The organism is Citrobacter sp. Cpo045, from assembly GCF_030332875.1.
In the GTDB taxonomy this organism is placed as follows: Bacteria; Pseudomonadota; Gammaproteobacteria; order Enterobacterales; family Enterobacteriaceae; genus Citrobacter; species Citrobacter portucalensis.
The window spans coordinates 889,115-908,880 of the sequence record NZ_JAOWGZ010000103.1 but is presented as its reverse complement, the minus strand read 5'-3'; the positions used below and the strand labels follow the sequence as shown (position 1 = coordinate 908,880).

Below are 19,766 nucleotides of genomic sequence, written 5' to 3'. Positions count from 1 at the left end.
GGGCTTTTTTTGTCTGCCGGATGGAACCCGCCTGATGACGCTACGCTTATCAGGCCTACAGGGAAAATGCGGTTGTAGGCCGGATAAGGCGTTCACGCCGCCATCCGGCAATAAACTCAGCGCTTGCACCTAAAAGTAAAGTGTCGGGAAATGCCGACATGGACAGGGTTGTGGTGTCGTCAAAAAGAGACGTTTAATTATTTGATTTAATAGGGGTTTTTTTTTAAGTGCTGCAAGTGTTGCTGATTGGCGACATAGAGAACAAAAAACAGCCAGAATTGTTATTTGTGAAAATAATAATATTTTTCATACTTATCATTGTGTTAATAAAGTGTTTTGAATACTGGCACAGATGCTGCATAATATTAACCAGTGGCTCATTCACCTTCTTATGTCAGCCCCTTCGGGACGTGCTACATAAACTTCGAATGACGCACAACAAGGTGCCTGCCGTCCAACATCTGATATTAGCATTGCTCATATCAACCTCCGGGCGAAACGTCGAGTTAGGCACCGCCTTATTCCACAACAAAGCCGGGTTAATCCCGGCTTTGTTGTATCTGGCGTTCCCCTCAGTTAGCATCAATCTATTCCTGTCCATTGAGAGTAACGCCTTGAAGCGCTGGTCAGTTTTTCCCCGATCTTTACGTCAATTGGTGACGTTGGCCTTCTTGCTTATCCTGCTGCCGTTGTTAGTTCTGGCCTGGCAGGCATGGCAAAGTCTGAATGCCCTGAGCGCGCAGGCTGCGCTGACAAACCGCACCACGCTGATTGATGCCAGACGCAGCGAGGCGATGACCAACGTCGCGCTGGAGATGGAGCGCAGCTATCGGCAATACTGCGTGCTTGATGACCCAACATTGGCCAGGGTCTACCAAAGCCAGCGTAAACGCTACAGCGACATGCTGGATGCGCATGCGGGGGTGTTGCCGGATACCAAGCTCTACCAGGCGTTGCGTCAGGATCTTAACGATCTCGCGCAGTTGCAGTGTAAAAACAGTGGTCCTGACAGTGTGTCGGCTGCACGGCTGGAAGCGTTCGCCAATGCCAATACCGAGATGGTGCAAGCGACGCGTACCGTGGTCTTTTCTCGTGGGCAGCAGTTACAGCAGGAAATAGCCGAACGCGGGCAGTTTTTTGGCTGGCAGGCACTGGTGCTGTTTCTCGTCAGCCTGGCGATGGTCTTGCTGTTTACCCGCATGATTATCGGTCCGGTGAAGGGCATTGAACGGATGATCAACTGTCTGGGAGAAGGGCGCTCGCTGGGGGATAGCGTATTATTTACCGGGCCACGGGAATTAAGATCCGTGGGGCAGCGCATCATCTGGTTAAGCGAACGCCTCTCCTGGCTTGAGTCGCAACGGCATCAGTTTTTACGCCATCTTTCCCATGAGCTGAAAACACCGCTGGCGAGCATGCGCGAAGGTACCGAATTGTTGGCCGATCAGGTGGTTGGCCCGTTAACACCGGAGCAAAAAGAGGTGGTCGGTATTCTGGATGACAGCAGCCGTAACCTGCAAAAGCTGATTGAACAACTCCTCGATTACAACCGCAAGCTGGCGGATGACGAGGTGGAACTTGAAAGTGTGGAAATTGCGCCGCTGGTGGAAAGCGTTGTTTCTGCGCATAGCCTGCCCGCTCGCGCCAAAATGATACATACTGATGTTGCGCTTGCGGTGAACACCTGCCTGGCAGAACCGATGCTGTTGATGAGCGTGCTGGACAATCTTTATTCCAATGCGGTGCACTATGGTGCTGAATCCGGTAACATTTGGATCCGCAGCAGTTTGCATGGCTCAACGGTATACATCGATGTAATGAATACCGGCACACCGATTCCAGAAGCAGAACAGACCATGATCTTCGAGCCTTTTTTCCAGGGGAGTCATCAGCGAAAAGGGGCGGTAAAAGGAAGCGGGTTGGGGCTAAGCATTGCCAGAGATTGCATCCGCCGTATGCGGGGCAAGCTGTATCTGGTTGATGACCATGCGCAAAACGTTTGTTTTCGCATAGAACTGCCGCTAGCTGCTGCGAAAAATCACTAAAATAAACTTAAGTCTGGTGAGTATGCCATACGTTGTTGTCCGAATGCTTAAACGACATTTTCTTCGTCGCGTCATCCTCGCAAGCCTGCCGTGCCTGGCGCTGGTTGGTTGTGTCCCGAACGCGGTGAATCATATTATCGGCGATCCCTCGCAGGAGAAAATTCCGCCTAATCAACTGGCGGACTACCTTGCAACCGACTGTACGGATATCTGGTCGCTGTCTGGCCAGTCTACAGAAACCAATCCGTTGTACTGGCTGCGGGCGATGGATTGTGCCAATCGCCTGATGCCGGTGCAGGCGCGTAGTGAAGCCAGCACCCTGATGACAGATACCTGGCAGGGCGCTTTCAGGCGTGGGATCCTGCTCGATAATGCCAACATTACGCCGCCTGAAAGGCGGGAGGCTGTTACGCGCCTCGATGCGTTAAGCCCGCAAATTCCGCCGCAGGTACGCCCGCTGTATCAGGTCTGGCGCAGCAGCCAAACGTTGCAGTTGCAGCTTGCCGAAGAGCGTATGCGCTACAGTAAGCTCCAGCAGGCGTCCGACAGCGATCTCGATACGCTGCGCCAACAGCAACAGCATTTGCAGTCCCAGCTCGATCTCACGACCCGCAAGCTGGAGAATCTGACCGATATTGAGCGTCAGCTTTCCACGCGCAAACCTGGCGGTAACTACAATCCTGATGCGCTGCACGGGAACGATAAACTCACTACGCCTGATAACGAAGAAGGCGCAGCGCCGTCTGCCGATGAGGTTACGCCATGATAAGCCGTAAGCCCGCGCATCTGCTGCTGGTGGATGACGATCCGGGCCTGTTGAAATTACTTGGAATGCGACTGACCAGCGAAGGCTACAGCGTCGTGACCGCGGAAAGTGGGCAGGAAGGGTTACGGGTGCTGAACCGTGAAAAAGTGGATCTGGTTATTAGCGATCTGCGCATGGATGAAATGGATGGCATGCAGCTGTTTACTGAAATCCAGAAAGTACAGCCTGGAATGCCGGTGATTATCCTGACCGCTCACGGCTCCATCCCGGACGCCGTTGCGGCGACCCAGCAAGGGGTGTTCAGTTTCCTCACTAAACCAGTCGACAAGGACGCGTTATATCACGCGATTGACGGGGCGCTGGAACAGTCTGCGCCCGCCACCGATGACAGCTGGCGCGAATCTATCGTTACCCGCAGCCCGCTGATGCTACGCCTGCTGGAACAGGCGCGAATGGTGGCGCAATCGGACGTTAGCGTCTTGATCAACGGTCAAAGCGGAACCGGGAAAGAAGTTTTCGCTCAGGCTATTCACAACGCCAGCCCACGCAGCCAAAAACCTTTCATTGCCATTAACTGCGGCGCGTTGCCGGAACAACTGCTGGAATCAGAACTGTTTGGTCATGCGCGCGGTGCTTTTACCGGTGCGGTGAGCAATCGTGAAGGGCTGTTTCAGGCCGCAGAAGGAGGTACGCTGTTTCTCGATGAGATTGGCGATATGCCTGCGCCGTTACAGGTGAAACTGCTGCGCGTATTGCAGGAACGAAAAGTCAGACCGTTGGGCAGTAACCGCGATATCGACATTGATGTGCGGATCGTTTCTGCGACCCACCGCGATTTACCCAAAGCGATGGCACGGGGCGAATTTCGCGAGGATTTGTACTATCGCCTCAATGTGGTGAGCCTGAAGATCCCTGCGCTGGCCGAGCGTACGGAAGATATTCCGCTGCTGGCGAACCATCTGCTGCGCCAGTCTGCTGAACGGCACAAACCGTTCGTACGCGCCTTTTCAACCGATGCCATGAAGCGGTTAATGACCGCCAGCTGGCCGGGCAACGTGCGTCAGCTGGTCAACGTAATTGAGCAGTGCGTGGCGTTGACCTCTTCGCCGGTGATCAGCGACGCGCTGGTGGAGCAGGCGCTGGAAGGGGAAAACACCGCGCTGCCGACCTTTGTTGAGGCGCGTAACCAGTTTGAGCTCAACTATCTGCGTAAGCTGCTGCAAATCACCAAGGGCAATGTGACCCACGCGGCAAGAATGGCGGGGCGCAACCGCACCGAATTCTATAAATTGCTTTCTCGGCACGAGCTGGATGCAAACGATTTCAAAGAATAAATCTGCGGATTATGTTAGCTTTATTCGATCAAAAGACAGGCGACCTTTTCAAGGAATAGCATGAAAAAGATTGATGCGATTATTAAACCCTTCAAGCTGGACGACGTCCGCGAAGCGCTGGCAGAAGTCGGCATTACCGGTATGACTGTGACAGAAGTGAAAGGTTTTGGCCGTCAGAAAGGCCATACCGAGTTGTACCGTGGCGCGGAATATATGGTGGATTTTCTGCCGAAGGTAAAAATTGAAATTGTGGTTACCGACGACATCGTCGATACCTGCGTCGACACCATTATCCGTACTGCCCAGACCGGCAAGATCGGTGACGGTAAGATTTTTGTCTTCGACGTGGCACGCGTTATTCGTATTCGTACCGGTGAAGAAGACGACGCGGCAATCTAAGCCGCGCCGTTAATTTGTAGGCCTGATAAGCGTAGCGCATCAGGCAGAGTGATTGCCGGATGGCGGCGTAAACGCCTTATCCGGCCTACTCGCGTAACACATTACAAGACTTTGTGCGGACCGAAGCATTCGTAATGAATGTTCTCGTTTTTCACGCCCAGACCGACCAGCTGCTTCGCGGCGAACTGCATGAAACCAACCGGACCGCACAGATAAAACTGCATCGCCGGATCGCTGATTGCGCTTTCCAGTTTGTTCAAATCCATCAGACCTACGCTATCAAAGGCACCTTCCGCACGATCGGCTTCGGTTGGCTCACGATACCAGGTGTGTGCGCTAAAGCGTGGCAGCGTTTTGCCGAGTTCATTGACTTCATCAGCGAAGGCATGCACGTCACCATTTTCTGCCGCATGGAACCAGTTAACCTGCGCCGTATGCTGCGCTTTTGCCAGCGTATCCAGCATCGCCAGCATTGGGGTTTGTCCCACGCCCGCGGAGATCAGAGATACCGGGGTGTCGGTCGCAACGTCCATAAAGAAATCGCCCGCAGGTGCGGCCAGGTGAACAACGTCGCCAACATTCGCATGGTTGTGCAGCCAGGTTGAAACCTGACCACCGTCCTCACGCTTAACCGCAATACGGTAGCCTTTGCCATCGGGTTTACGGGTCAGTGAGTACTGACGAATTTCCTGATGCGGGAAACCTTCCGGCTTTAACCAGACGCCCAGATATTGCCCCGGATGATATTCAGCTACTGCGCCACCGTCGACAGGTTCAAATTCAAAGCTGGTGATAAGTGCACTGCGTGGGGTTTTTGCCACGATACGGAAAGGACGGATACCTTCCCAGCCGCCATTTTTATTGGCATTTTCGCTGTAGATTTGCGCTTCACGGTTGATGAAAACGTTCGCCAGCACGCCGTATGCTTTGCCCCACGCATCCAGAACTTCCTGGCCTGGGCTGAACATTTCGTCCAGCGTTGCCAGTAAATGGCCACCCACGATGTTGTACTGCTCGGGTTTAATCTGGAAGCTGGTATGCTTCTGTGCGATTTTCTCAACAGCCGGCAACAGTGCCGCCAGATTTTCGATATTGCTGGCATACGCGGCAATAGCATTAAACAGCGCTTCACGCTGATCGCCATTACGCTGATTACTCATGTTGAAGATTTCTTTCAGCTCTGGGTTATGCGTAAACATGCGGTCGTAGAAATGGGCGGTCAGCTTCGGGCCTGTTTCAACCAGCAGGGGAATGGTGGCTTTCACTGTAGCGATGGTTTGTGCGTCAAGCATACGGTCTTCCTTTATCTGAGACTTTAATGATGTATGTCAAATACATCTTATAAAAAATACCCCTGCATTGTAAATGGTTCTTTGTAACTTTGCGTTGTAAAGGTTACATCGTGAAAAATCTGCATCACAAACCTGAAAAGAAATCCGTTGAAATTCAGCAGACCTTTGTTCTCCAAAGCCTTGCGTACCGTGAAGGTAATCGTTTGCGTAAAATCCTTTGTCAAGACCTGTTATCGAAGAATGATTCGGTTATACTGTTCGCCGTTGTCCTACGGACCGCCTTTTAAGGCCGAAAATTTTATTGTTAGCTGAGTCAGGAGATGCGGATGTTAAAGCGTGAAATGAACATTGCCGATTATGATGCCGAACTGTGGCAGGCTATGGAGCAGGAAAAAGTACGTCAGGAAGAGCACATCGAACTGATCGCCTCCGAAAACTACACCAGCCCGCGTGTTATGCAGGCGCAGGGTTCTCAGCTGACCAACAAATATGCTGAAGGTTATCCGGGCAAGCGCTACTACGGCGGTTGCGAGTACGTTGATATCGTTGAGCAACTGGCTATCGATCGCGCAAAAGAGCTGTTTGGCGCTGACTACGCTAACGTACAACCGCACTCCGGCTCTCAGGCTAACTTCGCTGTTTACACCGCTCTGCTGCAACCGGGCGATACCGTTCTGGGTATGAACCTGGCACAAGGCGGCCACCTGACTCACGGCTCCCCGGTTAACTTCTCCGGCAAACTGTACAACATCATCCCTTACGGTATTGATGAGTCCGGCAAAATTGACTACGAAGACATGGCGAAGCAGGCCAAAGAGCACAAACCGAAGATGATCATCGGTGGCTTCTCTGCTTACTCCGGCGTTGTTGACTGGGCAAAAATGCGCGAAATCGCCGACAGCATCGGTGCATATCTGTTCGTCGATATGGCGCACGTTGCGGGTCTGATTGCCGCAGGCGTTTATCCGAACCCGGTTCCACACGCACACGTTGTGACCACCACCACCCACAAAACCCTGGCAGGTCCACGCGGTGGCCTGATCCTGGCGAAAGGCGGTGACGAAGAGCTGTACAAAAAACTGAACTCCGCTGTGTTCCCAAGCGCGCAGGGCGGCCCGCTGATGCACGTGATCGCGGCGAAAGCTGTGGCGCTGAAAGAAGCGATGGAGCCTGAGTTCAAGGTTTACCAACAGCAGGTTGCCAAAAACGCCAAAGCGATGGTGGAAGTGTTCCTGAACCGTGGCTACAAAGTGGTTTCTGGCGGTACTGAAAACCACCTGTTCCTGCTGGATCTGGTTGATAAAAACCTGACCGGTAAAGAAGCTGACGCCGCGCTGGGCCGTGCTAACATCACCGTTAACAAAAACAGCGTACCGAACGATCCGAAGAGCCCGTTTGTGACTTCCGGTATCCGTATCGGTTCTCCGGCTGTGACTCGCCGTGGCTTTAAAGAATCGGAAGTGAAAGAGCTGGCTGGCTGGATGTGTGACGTTCTGGACAACATCAATGACGAAGCTGTTATCGAGCGCGTCAAAGGTAAAGTGCTGGATATCTGTGCACGTTTCCCGGTTTACGCGTAAGTAATACGGATTGCCAGATGGTGGTGTAAACACCTTTTCCGGCCTACAGGTAACTCACATGTAGGCCGGATAAACGAAGTGCCATCCGGCAGTTATATTGACTTAAGCAAGATTGTTTCATCGATTAAAGTCGCCACTGGCGGCTTTTTCTTTGCCTGAATCCATTTTCTCAATAAACGTATTTCTCGGCCCTGATTCAACGTTACTGCGCCGACAATCACGCCATCCTGTAGGTTAAACCATATTGCTTTCTGCGCATCAGGATCGCCGCGTAGGAGCCAGTTCTCACCCTGCATTTCGCCGACAAACTGTAGATTATCACGGTACTGATCGGTCCAGAACCAGCCCGGCGTTGCTGCTGGCTGCGGTTGATTGAGCATCGCGGCGGCGGCAACCTGTGCCTGAAAATTGGCGTTTTCCCAGCTTTCCACGCGTACTAACGAACAGTCAGCCTGGCGTGTTATCGCTACGTCACCGGCGGCGAAAATCGCGGGATCGGAGGTGGTGCAGGCGGTATCAACGATAATGCCGTTCGCCGTCTCCAGCCCCGCTTCGCGGGCCAGCATATCGTTCGCCACGATACCGATGCCATAGATCACCGCATCAGCGGTGAGAGTTTCGCCGTTTTGTAGCGTGAGCGAGAGACGCTCTCCCGCTTCGGCATGCTCAATAGCGTTGTTAAGCAGTACCCGCACGCCCGCAAGTTGGTGGCGGGCTAGCAGATAGTCGCGCACCGGAGCAGGCGCGTTGCGGCCCATGACCGTTGGCGCCAGCTCCACCACCGTCACCTGACAGTCGCGTTGAGTCGCGCTGGCCGCCAGTTCCAGACCAATGGTGCCCGCACCGACAATGACAATCGACTTGCCCGGCAATAAATTGTCGCGCAGGCGCTCGGCATCGCCCGCGTGGCGCAGGGTGAAGCAACGATCGCCCAGCTTATCCAGTTGCGGAAGGGGGCGTGCCGCAGCGCCCGTTGCAATCAGTAGCCGATCCCATGGATAACTCTGCCCATTAGCCAGTACCAACTGATGCGTTTGGCGGCCGAACGTCTGCACAGTAACCCCCAGATGCAGCTGTACGTTGTGTTCCCGCCACCAGTCAGCGGGGAGTATCGGCTGAAGTTGCGGATTGTCGTCCAGTAGCATCGCTTTGGAGAGCGGTGGGCGTTCATAGGGCAGATGCTGCTCATCGGAAAACAGGTGTAATTCGCCGTCAAAACCTTGTTGGCGCAGTGCAGCGGTAGCCATAGCCGCCGCCTGACCGCCGCCGACGATAGCGATAGTTTTTGGGTTCATAACGCCTCCTCAGAGATCCAGTCCGGCGGCGACGTGACGAATACCGCGAATACCCAGACCAGCGTCGGCATTGATCATTACGCCACTCAATGTGCGGTTGTTGCGCTTTGACGCCAGCATCACATACGGGCCGGTAAAATCCGCAGGCTCCGGGAAAAATTGTAGTGGCAAAATAGCGGCGATTTTTTCCGGCGTCAGCGACTGCATAATCGATGTATCGTTTTGTCCCAGCGCCTGCGGGCCGCGTAGATCTGTCGCCATACCGCATGGACCGACACCGTTAACACGAACCTTTGGTGCCAGCTCGTATGCCAGCTGGCGAATCAGCCCGGTAGCCGCATGTTTGCTGGCGGTATACAGCGGGCCGCCGCCGCCTGGATACCACGACGCATTGGACAGGGTAAAGATGATGCTGCCTTCGCTGGCGATAAGTGCAGGGGCACAGGCTTTCGCGCCCAGCAGATAGCCCAGCACGTTGACGTTAAACAGCTCATGAAAGCCGCTCTCCAGCGCATCCGCAGGCGTATTGACCAACGAGGCGTTGTGATCCCATATCCCCGCATTTCCGATAAAACAGTCCAGCGTACCGTAATGCGTCAGGATTTGATCTACCGCGCGCTGATAGTCGGCGTAGCAGGTGACGTTGCCTTCGATTGCCAGCACATGTTCGCCAAAGCGCTGACGCAGGCTGGCAACTTTAGCTGGCGACAGCTCCAGCGTGGCGACCCGCGCACCTTCTTCGATGAAACGCTCGACCAGCGCCAGGCCAAGACCGGAGCCACCACCGGTGATAAAGACCACGTTATCGCGTAAATCGCTCATCTTGCGTCCTCTGGAATATCAACAAACACATCGCTACCGTCCACATATACCGCGTAGGTGGTGAGCGCGTCGGTGGCGGGTAGACACAACGCCTTGCCGGTTTTCAGGCAAAAACTGGCGGCATGCAGCGGGCATTCCACCGTAGCGTCGTCTTCCAGATAGCCTTCCGACATCGAAGCGTTACCGTGGCTACAGCGATCGTTAATGGCATAGAACTCGCCGCCAACGTTGAACAGCGCGATGACGGGCGAGGTATCAAGCCGGAGCGCTTCACCCTCCGGCAAATCCCCTACGGGGCAAGCATAAACACGACTCATCAGAACAGTACACTCAGGTTATGGGAGGTGATCACCGCTTGATCCAGCACGATCTCACGCTCCAGTAAGCGCCACTCATCGCCCGGCAAACGGCGCACTTTGTCTATGCGCATGCCGACGTAAAAGGTTTCATCGCGCTCTTTTTGCGCGCGATACAGCAGATAATTAAGGCGCACGGCAAAGACGTCGGGAACTCCAGTTTCACTGACCTGGCAGTTGCTGATCAGGTGCCGGGTACGCGACGGTGGCTCTTCCGCCCAGGCCATGCCGGTTTCCAGCCGCGCGATACGACGTTCGAGCTGGTCTTTGTTGTCGTTGAAAATCCAGGTGGTCGGCGGCTGCACGCCTTTGCGACGATCGCGCGTCTGGGCATTGACCGTCGTACGCATGGTGTAGCGAATGTCTTCATCCAGTTGTGCCAGCCAGTCACGAAACTTCCAGTCATCCAGCAGGCTGGCTTCATGGTAGAGAAACTGTGTAATGCGGTGGTGTAGTTCCTGAGAAACTAAGGTGCTCATTTCATCACCTCCTGCTGGTAAGCTGAAGTTTTCTCCTGCACTTCCTGCCAGCTTTCGCTGCTGAGCAAATCGGCCCAGCGCTGATACATGCCGCGCGCGGCGGTTTCCGAAAAGATGTAGTTGGTGATCCCCGGAATGCCGTCTTCACGACGTTTCTCCTGGCCCAGCCCCATTTCCAAACACAATTTGGTGTTGCGTGCGCGATGACCCTTCAGCAGTTTTTGAATTTCACACCAGTTTTCCGAGTCGTCCTGCTCCAGGAATCCGGCGGGGCCAAAAGCCCGCGTTGCGCTGTTTTCAAACGCAGCTTTCACTTCATCAGAGGCGGCTTTATCGGTAATACAGAATGCCCACACTTCAACTTGATCCGGCCCGCGCGGATGCCAGACCCTTAAGGTGGCAGTACCGTTGAGCCAGGAAAGCGTTGGGAAAATGTTGTTGTGACCGGCCAGACGCAGGGCGCGAACTTTACCCAGACGCTGCTCGGCTTCCGCGTAGGTGTCGCGGTAATAGCTGGAGACTTCGCCGTCGACCCAGACGTTGGCATCGGGATTTTCGGTAAAGAAAAATCCGCTACCGTGCCCATCCTGACCGAACTGTAGTGCGTCTTTGGCGGTTTCCCACACCGGGCGGGCGGTTTGTCCGTCGCCCAGGCGTTTATCGCTGCCGTCGTCTTTTGCCCCCAGCACCTGCACGGCCGAGGCATGGCTGAACAGCGCGTGATACTGGTCGCTGGCAAACTGTTCGGCGGGGAATTTCCAGTTACAATCAATGGTCCACTTTTGTACGCCACCGACGATTTCGGTGCCGCCTTCACGACGATCCAGCACGCCGTCGAGATACCAGGCGATGTCGCCGAGATAATCGCGCAGCGCAGGCGCGGAGGTATCCCAGTTGCCGAAAATCAGTCCCTTGTAGCTCTCTACGCCAGGAACTTCGTTCAGCCCCCAGTGCGATTTGCACAGCCCTTGCGGGTAGGCGCGCGGTTCCAGCGGGACGTCGATCAGCTCGCCGTTAATGCCGTACGACCAGCCGTGATACGGGCAGGTGAAGGCGCGGGTATTGCCGCAGTCGGCGTAGCTGACGCGCATAGCGCGGTGGCGACACTGGTTGAGAAACGCTTTGATGCTGCCGTCTTTCTGGCGAACCACCACAACTGCATCCTCGCCCATGTAGGTGTTAAAAAAATCACCGGGTTTGGGGATTTGGCTTTCGTGGGCGAGAAATAACCAGCAGCGTCCGAAGATGCGTTCCAGCTCCAGTTGGTAAATTTCAGGGTCGGTATAAATTCGTGGGGTTACGCGACCGTTTTGCGTGTCGATCAGTTGGTAGATGTCTAAATTTGAGGGTGTGGTCATATTTTTTAATCCTGAAAGCTAAGATGTATTGACCTTCTTTTTTTGTACCTTAAGGATGTTGCTGGTTAGTTATCAATCTGTGAAATAGTAAATTTCTACCAGTTGAGACATTTTTTCGATAACAAGGAGAAGGGCATGGAACTGAGGCACTTACGCTATTTCGTAGCGGTGGCGCAGGCGCTGAATTTCACCCGAGCGGCAGAAAAGCTGCATACCTCTCAGCCGTCGTTAAGCAGCCAGATCCGCGATCTGGAAACGTGCGTGGGCGTTCCGTTGCTGGTGCGGGATAAACGAAAAGTTGCGCTGACGGCGGCGGGAGAGTGCTTTTTGCAAGATGCGCAGGCGATCCTCGAACAGGCGGAAAACGCCAAAGTTCGTGCCCGTAAAACGGTGCAGGAAGATAATCATTTCGCCATCGGTTTTGTCCCTTCCGCAGAGGTAAATCTGCTGCCGAAGGTGCTGCCTTTGTTTCGTTTAAAACAGCCTGATACGCACATTGAGCTGGTGAGTCTGATCACCACCGAACAGGAAGAGAAGATCCTGAGTGGAGAGCTGGATGTGGGCTTAATGCGCCACCCGGTGTACAGCCCGGATCTCGATTATCTGGAGCTGATTCATGAGCCGTTAGTCGTGGTTTTACCGGTGAATCATCCGTTAGCTAATGAGCAAGCAATCTCCGCAGAACAACTACACGGCGTGAATTTTGTCAGCACCGATCCGGCCTACTCTGGCGCGTTAGCGATGATTGTCAAAAACTGGTTTCAGCAGCAAAAAAGCCAGCCCAACATTGTGCAGGTGGCAACCAACATTCTGGTGACCATGAACCTGGTCGGCATGGGGCTGGGGGTGACTTTGATACCCGGTTATATGAATAATTTTAATACCGGACAGGTGGTTTTCCGCCCTATTGTTGGCGATGTTCCGACCATTGCGCTGTTGATGGCGTGGAAAAAAGGGCCAATCAAACCGGCGTTGACCGATTTTATCGCCACGGTACATGAACGTTTAACGGTGAGCCTGACGGAGTAATGGCTATAACTCGCTAAGCTGTGACTCGACATACAGATAGCCAATGCCCATAAGTTGCTGGGTGCGATTAAGCTTACCGAAGCTTATCTGCGTGGCTCTGGCTCGCGGGTTATCGCCGTGATCGAATGGGTTAAACCCAGTTTGCTGCACCAGCGTATTGAGCCAGCTGTCGCCAAATGCGCAGCTACGCCCATACAACCATATTTGGTTAATATTCAGTATATTCAGAAAGTTATAAAGACTCAGCCCGATGGCGCTGGCGGCATTTTCGGCCCAGGCCTGAATGCGGACATCTCCGTGCTGCCAGGCCGCAATTAGCTGGTCAGTGGTGAGCGTTTCCGGATCGTAAAGGGATGTCGGCTGCGATTTCATCCACACCCGGGCCTGCTTTTTCAATGCGCTTAATGACGCTACGGTTTCCAGACAGCCATAGCGACCACAGTCACAGGCGACACCATCGGGATGAATGATGGTATGCCCAATCTGACCGCTGCCATACAGGCTACCGCGCCAGATGTTATCGTTAATCACAAACGATGAGCCAATACCGTAATCAACGTTAATCACGCAGAAATCACCGTTTGCCGCCGGGTTTTGCCATTTTTCCGCCAGCGCCAGCATCACGCAGTCATTGTCCAGCCGGACCTGCACGCCGAGCTTCTCCTCCAGCAGATATTTTATTTCCACCGGAGTTTTCCACGGGGCCTGGGGCATGGTTTTTGATGCACCGGTTATCGGATCAACTTGACCATGAACGCCAAGCGCCAGATTAATCGTCACATCGGGAAATTCCCGACGATACTCCCGCCAGTGTGCCGCCAGGGCTGACAGCAGCGCTTTTGGCGATTCGGGGTTGATGACTTCATGCTGCCAGTCGCCTACAGCCACCAGTCGCGCGTCCGCCAGTTGACTGGTGATGCTGGTGGGGGTGACGTTGATGCACAGCGTCCAGGCGCCTTTTTCTGGCAAATGATAGCTGCCGCTGCTCAAACCGCGCTGGCTTAAGGTTTCTCGCGAATGGCTGATTCTCCCTTCATCCATCAGTTCTTCGAGGATATTGCTGACCGCCGGGATCGACAGGCTGGTGAGCTGCGCCAGCTGTGACTTGCTGAGCTGTTTTTCCCGCCACAGGTGAGACAAAAAGATCTGTTTATTCGCCTGACGGACCCTGGCATTGTTGAACCCCGAACGCTGCATTCACTTAACTCCCTTAACTATATTGCGTGAGCATTGCGCATTTTAACGCCACTTAACTGCCGCAGAATAGCATCAAGTTGAATTTTTACTTTGGTTTATTGAGTGGAGAGCGGCATGTACGGTTCAGTTAAAGTCTGGCAGGAAACGATCACCCTCCCAACGTGGGCGGCGGGTGAAGAAGATGCCAACCCAATGTTTCTGGAAAAACGGGTGTATCAGGGATCTTCTGGAGCGGTTTACCCTTACGGCGTGATTGATACGCTGACCGGCAAACGTGAAATGCGCGACTATCAGGCGGTGTGGATGGAGAACGACTTCATTCGCATCATGCTGCTGCCGGAGTTAGGCGGGCGTATTCATCGAGCGTATGACAAAGTGCAGCAGCGCGACTTCGTCTACTACAACGAAGTGGTGAAACCCGCGCTGGTCGGTCTGCTTGGGCCGTGGATCTCCGGCGGTATCGAGTTTAACTGGCCGCAACATCATCGCCCGACCACCTTTATGCCGGTGGATTTTACTCAACAGCAGGGTGAGCAGGGTGAATACACCGTGTGGATGGGTGAGGTTGAACCCATGCGCGGTTTACAGGTGATGACCGGATTCACGCTGTATCCGGATCGCGCGTTGATCGAGATAACCGGGAAGGTGTTTAACGGTAACGCTACCCCGCGCCACTTCTTATGGTGGGCGAATCCGGCGGTGAAGGGCGGCGACGATCATCAGAGCGTGTTCCCTCCGGATGTGACGGCGGTATTTGACCACGGTAAGCGCGATGTCTCAGCGTTTCCCATCGCCACCGGCACATACTACAAAGTGGACTATTCGGCCGGTGTGGATATCTCACGCTACAAGAACGTACCCGTACCGACCTCCTATATGGCTGAAAAATCAGATTATGATTTTGTTGGCGCGTGGCATCACGGCGAGCGTGGTGGGTTGCTGCATGTGGCCGATCACCATGTTTCGCCGGGGAAAAAACAGTGGACATGGGGATACGGCGACTTTGGTGTTGCCTGGGATCGTAATCTCACCGATGACAACGGTCCGTATATTGAACTGATGACCGGGGTCTTTACCGATAATCAGCCGGATTTCACCTGGCTTGCGCCGTACGAAGAGAAAGTCTTCGTGCAAAACTTCTTGCCCTACAGCGAACTGGGAATGGTGCAAAACGCCAGCACGCAGTTGGCGCTTCGTCTGGTGCGTGAGCGTAGCCAGCTTTCTGTGGGCGTTTATGCTATTGCGCCGCTACGCGATGTTCAGGTTACGCTTGCTGCGCACGGGCAGCCGTTCTATGAAAATACCCTCACCCTTGAGCCTGGACAGAGCTGGCTGGCCGATGTGTCTGACAATGGCCATGCCCGGGTGACGATGACCGTCACTAGCGCCGATGGCACTACGCTTTTGCAGTACGAAGAGCACATCGCGAAAGAGTTACCGCTGCCTTCGGCGGCCGTCGCGCCAGCGCTGCCAGAAGCGCTTTCTAATACCGATGAACTCTATTTTATTGGTCAGCATCTGGAGCAGTATAACCACGCCAGCCGCTATGCCGAAGATTATTATCGCCGCGCGCTGGACGTTGATCCGCTGGACTACCGCAATAATGTGGCCCTGGGGACGCTGGCGCTAAACCGCGCCGACTGGGCGCTGGCGGCACAATGTGCTGGCAAGGCGCTGGAGCGGGCGCATAAGCTCAATAAAAATCCGCGTGATGGTGAGGCAAGTATGCTGCTGGCCGCCGCACAGGAACGTCAGGGCGATGATGACAGCGCGTGGGATAATTATTATAAGGCCAGCTGGAGCGGCAACTGCCGGGATGCGGCTTTCTGGTCGTTAGCGCGTCTGGCGATGAAGCGTCAGGACTACGCTGGCGCATTGGAAAAGGTCGAGCAGAGCCTGCGCTTTAACGGCAGTAATAACCTGGCGATGGGGCTGAAAGCGCTGGCGCTGGCAAAGCTTGATCGCAATGCGCAAGCGCTGGACTACATTCGCCAACAACTGGTTGATTATCCGCTGAGTTACACCCTGCACTATGCGCGCTGGGCTATCTGCCAAGACGAGGCGACGGCGAAAGCGCTGATCTTAATTACCGGGCGTCGCGGTACCAACGCGTGTGAACTGGCAGGCTGGCTGACTTCTTTGGGGCAAAAGGATGCTGCCCGTAGCGTGCTGGAACTGCTCGACAGCCAGGAAACGCTGCCGATGCTGTGGCGCGCTTCGCTGAGCGATAATCCACAACCGTTCATTGAACGTGCTCGTGAGTGTCTGCAAAACCGCGTGCGCTTCCCCAATACGCTGGATGAAGTGCAGATGCTGCAAACTCTTGAGCAAAGTGCTTTTGCCCGCTATTTCCTCGGCTGCTTCTGGTACAGCAAACGGCGTTATGCCGAGGCGGTTTCCTGCTGGCAGTTCACGCTTGCGCAGGAAGCGGATTTCGCACCGGTACACCGTTTACTGGGAATCTATGCCTGGAACAAACTGCACGATGCACAGCAGGCGATGCAGTATTTGTCGCAGGCCGTGGCGCTGGAACCACAGAATGCTCGCTTCCTGTTTGAACTCGACTATCTCAAGAAGTTAATGGCACAACCCGCTGAGCAGCGTCTGCAGCGACTGGAAGCCAGTAAAGAGATTGTCTTCCATCGAGACGATCTGACGGTGGAACTGCTCAGCTTGTGGAATGGGGTGGGGCGCTACGACGATGCCGCCGCAGTGTTACGTGAACGCGTGTTCCATCCGTGGGAAGGTGGTGAAGGTAAAGCCACCGGGCAATATCTGCTGAATCAGATGCATCGTGCCCTGGCTGCCGTTCATTCCGGCGACCTGCAAACCGCCATCGCGCAGCTGCAACAGGCGTTGCACTACCCACAAAACCTCGGGGAAGGACGCTTGCCAGGGCAAACGGATAACGACATCTGGTATTTGCTGGGGCATTGCGCGCAGCTGCAAGGCCATTTCGAGGAATCCCTGCGCTACTTCTCCCGTGCAACGCGTGGCGGCAGCTCACTGGATGCCGGACGTTATTACAACGACCAGCCAGTGGACTATCTCTTCTGGCAGGGTATGGCGCAGAGAAAACTTGGCGATGACGCAGAGGCGGACGCTTTGTTCAATAGCTTCCTGCAATGGGTTGAGTCGCATCACGACAACGTGCCGGATGTCGATTTCTTCGCCGTCTCGCTACCCGACCTGGTGGTGCTGGATACCTCAGCACAAGCAAAACACCAGCAACACTGCCTGTTTATCAATGCGCTCGGGCATCTGGGGCTGGGAAATAGCGCCGCCTGTCAGCGTGAACTCGATGAACTCCTGCAACTCAATCCGGCACATGACAAGGCATTACTGCTGCGTCACGCCATTAACGTAAGGCTTTTCCAGTAACACCCGAAACGGGTGGGGGTAACCTCACCCGAAACCTACTGTACCCTGCGTTTCCCTGAAAGAGGAATCATAATGAATAACGCGCAGACACATTTAAAGATTGGTTACGTCTGGACTATCTGCCTGGTTGCGGCCTGCGGAGGTTTACTGTTTGGCTATGACTGGGTGGTGATCGGCGGGGCAAAACCCTTCTATGAAGCATATTTCTCGATTACCGATCCGGCACAATCCGGCTGGGCGATGAGTTCCGCGCTGGTTGGTTGTATCTTTGGCGCGCTGATTTCCGGCTGGTGCGCCGATAAATTTGGCCGAAAAATGCCGCTGATTCTCTCAGCGATCCTCTTTAGCGCTTCCGCCTGGGGAACCGCCGTCGCCAGTAACTTCGATATGTTTATTGTTTATCGCATCGTTGGCGGCGTGGGGATTGGTCTGGCGTCTGCGCTAAGCCCACTGTATATCGCCGAGGTTAGCCCCGCTGAAAAGCGTGGTCGCTTTGTGGCCGTCAACCAGCTCACCATCGTCATTGGCGTGCTGGCGGCGCAGCTTATCAACCTGATGATTGCCGAACCTGTTGCCACAGGCGCTACGCAGCAGGCAATTGTTGAAAGCTGGAACGGTCAGACGGGCTGGCGCTGGATGTTTGGCGCGGAATTAGTGCCCGCGGTAATTTTCCTGGTGCTGATGTTCTTTGTTCCTGAATCGCCGCGCTGGCTGGTGAAAGCGGGAAAAGCCGATCGTGCGCGCGCCATGCTGCAGCGCATTGGTTCGGCGGAATATGCCGGGCAAACGCTGAAAGAGATTGAACATACGCTGCAAAAAGATAATCACAAGGTCGCGTGGTCAACGCTGTTACAACCGCAGATCAAACCGATCGTGATTATTGGTATGGTGCTGGCAGTGTTTCAGCAGTGGTGTGGGATCAACGTTATTTTCAACTATGCGCAGGAGATCTTCGCTTCTGCCGGATTCGACATCAACGGTACGTTAAAATCGATCGTGGCGACAGGGATCATCAATCTGGTCTTTACCCTTGCCGCTCTGCCGTTAGTGGACAAAATTGGTCGTCGTAAACTGATGTTGTTCGGTGCGTCAGGATTAACGGTTATTTATGTACTGATTGCCGGGGCGTACGGGTTGGGCATTATGGGCTGGCCGGTTTTGGTTCTGGTGCTGGCGGCGATCGCTATTTATGCCCTGACGCTGGCTCCGGTGACCTGGGTGCTGCTGTCTGAAATTTTCCCTAATCGCGTTCGTGGGTTGGCGATGTCGCTGGGGACGCTGGCGCTGTGGATTGCCTGCTTCCTGCTGACCTATACCTTCCCGCTGCTGAATGCGAGTCTGGGCGCGTCGGGAAGCTTCCTGCTGTACGGTGTGATTTGCGCGATGGGCTTCATATATGTTCTGCGTAATGTACCGGAAACCAAAGGCGTGACGCTGGAAGCGCTGGAAGAACAGTTGGCGGCGCAACATACAAAAGCTGGCACATCAGCCCAGCAACGAAGCGCCCGATAATGGATGGTCTGCTGACGCTACAAAACGCACATCTGCGGATGTGCGTAGACTCGCAGGGCGGTTCGCTATTAAGTCTGGTTTCGTTACAACATCAACAGGCCATTTTACGCGAAGGTCATGGTCAGCAACCCGGTGATTGCGGCCTGTTCCCGATGCTGCCGGTCGCGAATCGGGTGGCGGGAAATCGTTTTATGCTGCGCGGTGAAGAGGTGGTTTTACCTCAACATGGCGCAGATGACACCTTTTTCCTGCACGGTGACGGCTGGCTGCAACGCTGGCAGGTTATCACTGTCACCCAAAGCGGTTGTTTGCTGCAGTTGCGCAGTTGGCATCCCTGTGGCTACGACTATACGGCGCAGCTTTGCTATCAACTGGAAACCTCGAGCCTGCACGCCTCGTTGACGCTCACTCATTGCGGTGAGCAGCCAATGATTTACGGCTGCGGGTTCCATCCGTTTTTCGCCTTTGATAAGCGCAGTACGGCGCAGTTCACCGCAAGCGGCTACTGGCCTGAGGGGGAGCAGCATCTGCCGCTGGAATGGCAACGTGATATCCCTTCAGCGGCTGATTTCATGCATGCGCAATACGGTGAGGATAGCTGGCTGAATGTCGGATATTCTGGCTGGAGCGGGCGGGCCGTTATTCAGCGTGATGTGATGAAAGTCACGATTTTAGCGCAAACTCCGTGGTTGATGCTGTTCAGAATGTCGGGTGAGGAGTTCCTGTGTCTGGAGCCGCAAACGTATCCGGTGAATGCCCACAACATGCAGGGGCAGCCGGGATTGCAGGTTTTAGCGCAGGGAGAACGCTGCCATTTTGCGATGCAAATTAGCATCGAATAGGGCAAAAATCATGTTATCTGCCTGTTAATGCTCTCTTGCGCCAGCCTGCGTTTGTCGCCAGACTATCGCCTCCAAACGG

General features: G+C 54.4%; 16 protein-coding genes. 9 read left to right on the top strand and 7 right to left on the bottom strand.

Features of this window, described 5'->3' with window-relative positions; genetic code table 11:
- Window positions 1-614 precede the first annotated feature (614 nt).
- Genes qseE through glnB form a run of 4 tightly spaced genes read left to right on the top strand, consistent with a single transcriptional unit; the run spans window position 615 to window position 4,544 of the window.
- Window positions 615-2,045 (top strand): two component system sensor histidine kinase QseE/GlrK, encoded by a 1,431-nt coding sequence (gene qseE / locus OGY13_RS20290; protein WP_103286014.1) that lies wholly within the window; start codon window positions 615-617, stop codon window positions 2,043-2,045.
- A 22-nt stretch (window positions 2,046-2,067) separates the two neighbouring features.
- Window positions 2,068-2,811 (top strand): two-component system QseEF-associated lipoprotein QseG, encoded by a 744-nt coding sequence (qseG, locus tag OGY13_RS20285; RefSeq protein ID WP_003835304.1) that lies wholly within the window; start codon window positions 2,068-2,070, stop codon window positions 2,809-2,811.
- Window positions 2,811-4,145 (top strand): two-component system response regulator GlrR, encoded by a 1,335-nt coding sequence (glrR, locus tag OGY13_RS20280; RefSeq protein WP_304502732.1) that lies wholly within the window; start codon window positions 2,811-2,813, stop codon window positions 4,143-4,145. The genes qseG and glrR overlap by 1 nt, the downstream gene beginning before the upstream one ends.
- Before the next feature lie 60 nt (window positions 4,146-4,205).
- Entirely contained in the window at window positions 4,206-4,544 is a 339-nt protein-coding gene (gene glnB, locus OGY13_RS20275; RefSeq protein ID WP_002914032.1) for a nitrogen regulatory protein P-II, read from the top strand.
- A 101-nt stretch (window positions 4,545-4,645) separates the two neighbouring features.
- Here glnB and hmpA read toward each other — a convergent pair whose 3' ends face one another.
- Window positions 4,646-5,836 (bottom strand): NO-inducible flavohemoprotein, encoded by a 1,191-nt coding sequence (gene hmpA / locus OGY13_RS20270; RefSeq protein WP_213752129.1) that lies wholly within the window; start codon window positions 5,834-5,836, stop codon window positions 4,646-4,648.
- 326 nt (window positions 5,837-6,162) lie between these two features.
- On the opposite strand from hmpA, the gene glyA reads away from it, so the two are divergent.
- The gene (gene glyA, locus OGY13_RS20265; RefSeq protein ID WP_079935298.1) at window positions 6,163-7,416 is read left to right on the top strand and encodes a serine hydroxymethyltransferase; all 1,254 of its coding nucleotides are present in this window, start codon (window positions 6,163-6,165) and stop codon (window positions 7,414-7,416) included.
- A gap of 92 nt (window positions 7,417-7,508) precedes the next feature.
- On the opposite strand, the gene hcaD is transcribed toward glyA, so the two are convergent.
- The 5 genes from hcaD to hcaE are packed head-to-tail and all read right to left on the bottom strand — an operon-like array spanning window position 7,509 to window position 11,726.
- Window positions 7,509-8,711, bottom strand: coding sequence for a phenylpropionate dioxygenase ferredoxin reductase subunit (hcaD, locus tag OGY13_RS20260; RefSeq protein ID WP_167820763.1), 1,203 nt, complete (start codon window positions 8,709-8,711; stop codon window positions 7,509-7,511).
- Window positions 8,712-8,720: 9 nt separating this feature from the next.
- Complete coding sequence (gene hcaB / locus OGY13_RS20255) at window positions 8,721-9,533, bottom strand: 3-phenylpropionate-dihydrodiol/cinnamic acid-dihydrodiol dehydrogenase (protein ID WP_048215769.1); 813 nt, start codon at window positions 9,531-9,533, stop codon at window positions 8,721-8,723.
- Complete coding sequence (gene hcaC / locus OGY13_RS20250; protein WP_032944244.1) at window positions 9,530-9,850, bottom strand: 3-phenylpropionate/cinnamic acid dioxygenase ferredoxin subunit; 321 nt, start codon at window positions 9,848-9,850, stop codon at window positions 9,530-9,532. Before hcaC ends, hcaB begins: the two co-directional genes overlap by 4 nt.
- On the bottom strand, window positions 9,850-10,368 hold the full coding sequence (hcaF, locus tag OGY13_RS20245; RefSeq protein ID WP_032944241.1) for a 3-phenylpropionate/cinnamic acid dioxygenase subunit beta: 519 nt from the start codon (window positions 10,366-10,368) through the stop codon (window positions 9,850-9,852). Before hcaF ends, hcaC begins: the two co-directional genes overlap by 1 nt.
- A complete protein-coding gene (gene hcaE, locus OGY13_RS20240; protein WP_060683413.1) occupies window positions 10,365-11,726 on the bottom strand; it encodes a 3-phenylpropionate/cinnamic acid dioxygenase subunit alpha in 1,362 nt (453 codons plus the stop codon). Before hcaE ends, hcaF begins: the two co-directional genes overlap by 4 nt.
- Window positions 11,727-11,861: 135 nt before the next feature.
- Between hcaE and hcaR the strand changes: the two genes are divergently transcribed.
- On the top strand, window positions 11,862-12,755 hold the full coding sequence (gene hcaR, locus OGY13_RS20235; RefSeq protein ID WP_213752128.1) for a DNA-binding transcriptional regulator HcaR: 894 nt from the start codon (window positions 11,862-11,864) through the stop codon (window positions 12,753-12,755).
- Between the two features lie 3 nt (window positions 12,756-12,758).
- Here the strand turns inward: hcaR and OGY13_RS20230 are convergent, their stop codons facing one another.
- A complete protein-coding gene (locus OGY13_RS20230) occupies window positions 12,759-13,952 on the bottom strand; it encodes an ROK family transcriptional regulator (RefSeq protein WP_213752127.1) in 1,194 nt (397 codons plus the stop codon).
- Window positions 13,953-14,066: 114 nt separating this feature from the next.
- Between OGY13_RS20230 and OGY13_RS20225 the strand changes: the two genes are divergently transcribed.
- From OGY13_RS20225 to OGY13_RS20215, 3 genes are all read left to right on the top strand, one after another.
- Window positions 14,067-17,333 (top strand): DUF5107 domain-containing protein, encoded by a 3,267-nt coding sequence (locus tag OGY13_RS20225; RefSeq protein WP_213752126.1) that lies wholly within the window; start codon window positions 14,067-14,069, stop codon window positions 17,331-17,333.
- Between the two features lie 72 nt (window positions 17,334-17,405).
- Window positions 17,406-18,845 (top strand): sugar porter family MFS transporter, encoded by a 1,440-nt coding sequence (locus OGY13_RS20220; RefSeq protein WP_048215775.1) that lies wholly within the window; start codon window positions 17,406-17,408, stop codon window positions 18,843-18,845.
- The gene (locus tag OGY13_RS20215; protein ID WP_213752125.1) at window positions 18,845-19,687 is read left to right on the top strand and encodes an aldose 1-epimerase; all 843 of its coding nucleotides are present in this window, start codon (window positions 18,845-18,847) and stop codon (window positions 19,685-19,687) included. Before OGY13_RS20220 ends, OGY13_RS20215 begins: the two co-directional genes overlap by 1 nt.
- Window positions 19,688-19,766 lie beyond the last annotated feature (79 nt).

Excerpts from the sequence above, each read along its gene's own strand:
- OGY13_RS20230 (WP_213752127.1), bottom strand. The coding sequence starts at position 13,952 with ATGCAGCGTTCGGGGTTCAACAATGCCAGGGTCCGTCAGGCGAATAAA.
- OGY13_RS20215 (WP_213752125.1), top strand. The coding sequence starts at position 18,845 with ATGGATGGTCTGCTGACGCTACAAAACGCACATCTGCGGATGTGCGTA.
- hcaF (WP_032944241.1), bottom strand. The coding sequence starts at position 10,368 with ATGAGCACCTTAGTTTCTCAGGAACTACACCACCGCATTACACAGTTT.
- hcaR (WP_213752128.1), top strand. The coding sequence starts at position 11,862 with ATGGAACTGAGGCACTTACGCTATTTCGTAGCGGTGGCGCAGGCGCTG.
- hcaE (WP_060683413.1), bottom strand. The coding sequence starts at position 11,726 with ATGACCACACCCTCAAATTTAGACATCTACCAACTGATCGACACGCAA.
- hcaC (WP_032944244.1), bottom strand. The coding sequence starts at position 9,850 with ATGAGTCGTGTTTATGCTTGCCCCGTAGGGGATTTGCCGGAGGGTGAA.
- OGY13_RS20220 (WP_048215775.1), top strand. The coding sequence starts at position 17,406 with ATGAATAACGCGCAGACACATTTAAAGATTGGTTACGTCTGGACTATC.
- OGY13_RS20225 (WP_213752126.1), top strand. The coding sequence starts at position 14,067 with ATGTACGGTTCAGTTAAAGTCTGGCAGGAAACGATCACCCTCCCAACG.
- hcaB (WP_048215769.1), bottom strand. The coding sequence starts at position 9,533 with ATGAGCGATTTACGCGATAACGTGGTCTTTATCACCGGTGGTGGCTCC.
- glnB (WP_002914032.1), top strand. The coding sequence starts at position 4,206 with ATGAAAAAGATTGATGCGATTATTAAACCCTTCAAGCTGGACGACGTC.
- glyA (WP_079935298.1), top strand. The coding sequence starts at position 6,163 with ATGTTAAAGCGTGAAATGAACATTGCCGATTATGATGCCGAACTGTGG.
- hcaD (WP_167820763.1), bottom strand. The coding sequence starts at position 8,711 with ATGAACCCAAAAACTATCGCTATCGTCGGCGGCGGTCAGGCGGCGGCT.
- qseG (WP_003835304.1), top strand. The coding sequence starts at position 2,068 with ATGCCATACGTTGTTGTCCGAATGCTTAAACGACATTTTCTTCGTCGC.
- hmpA (WP_213752129.1), bottom strand. The coding sequence starts at position 5,836 with ATGCTTGACGCACAAACCATCGCTACAGTGAAAGCCACCATTCCCCTG.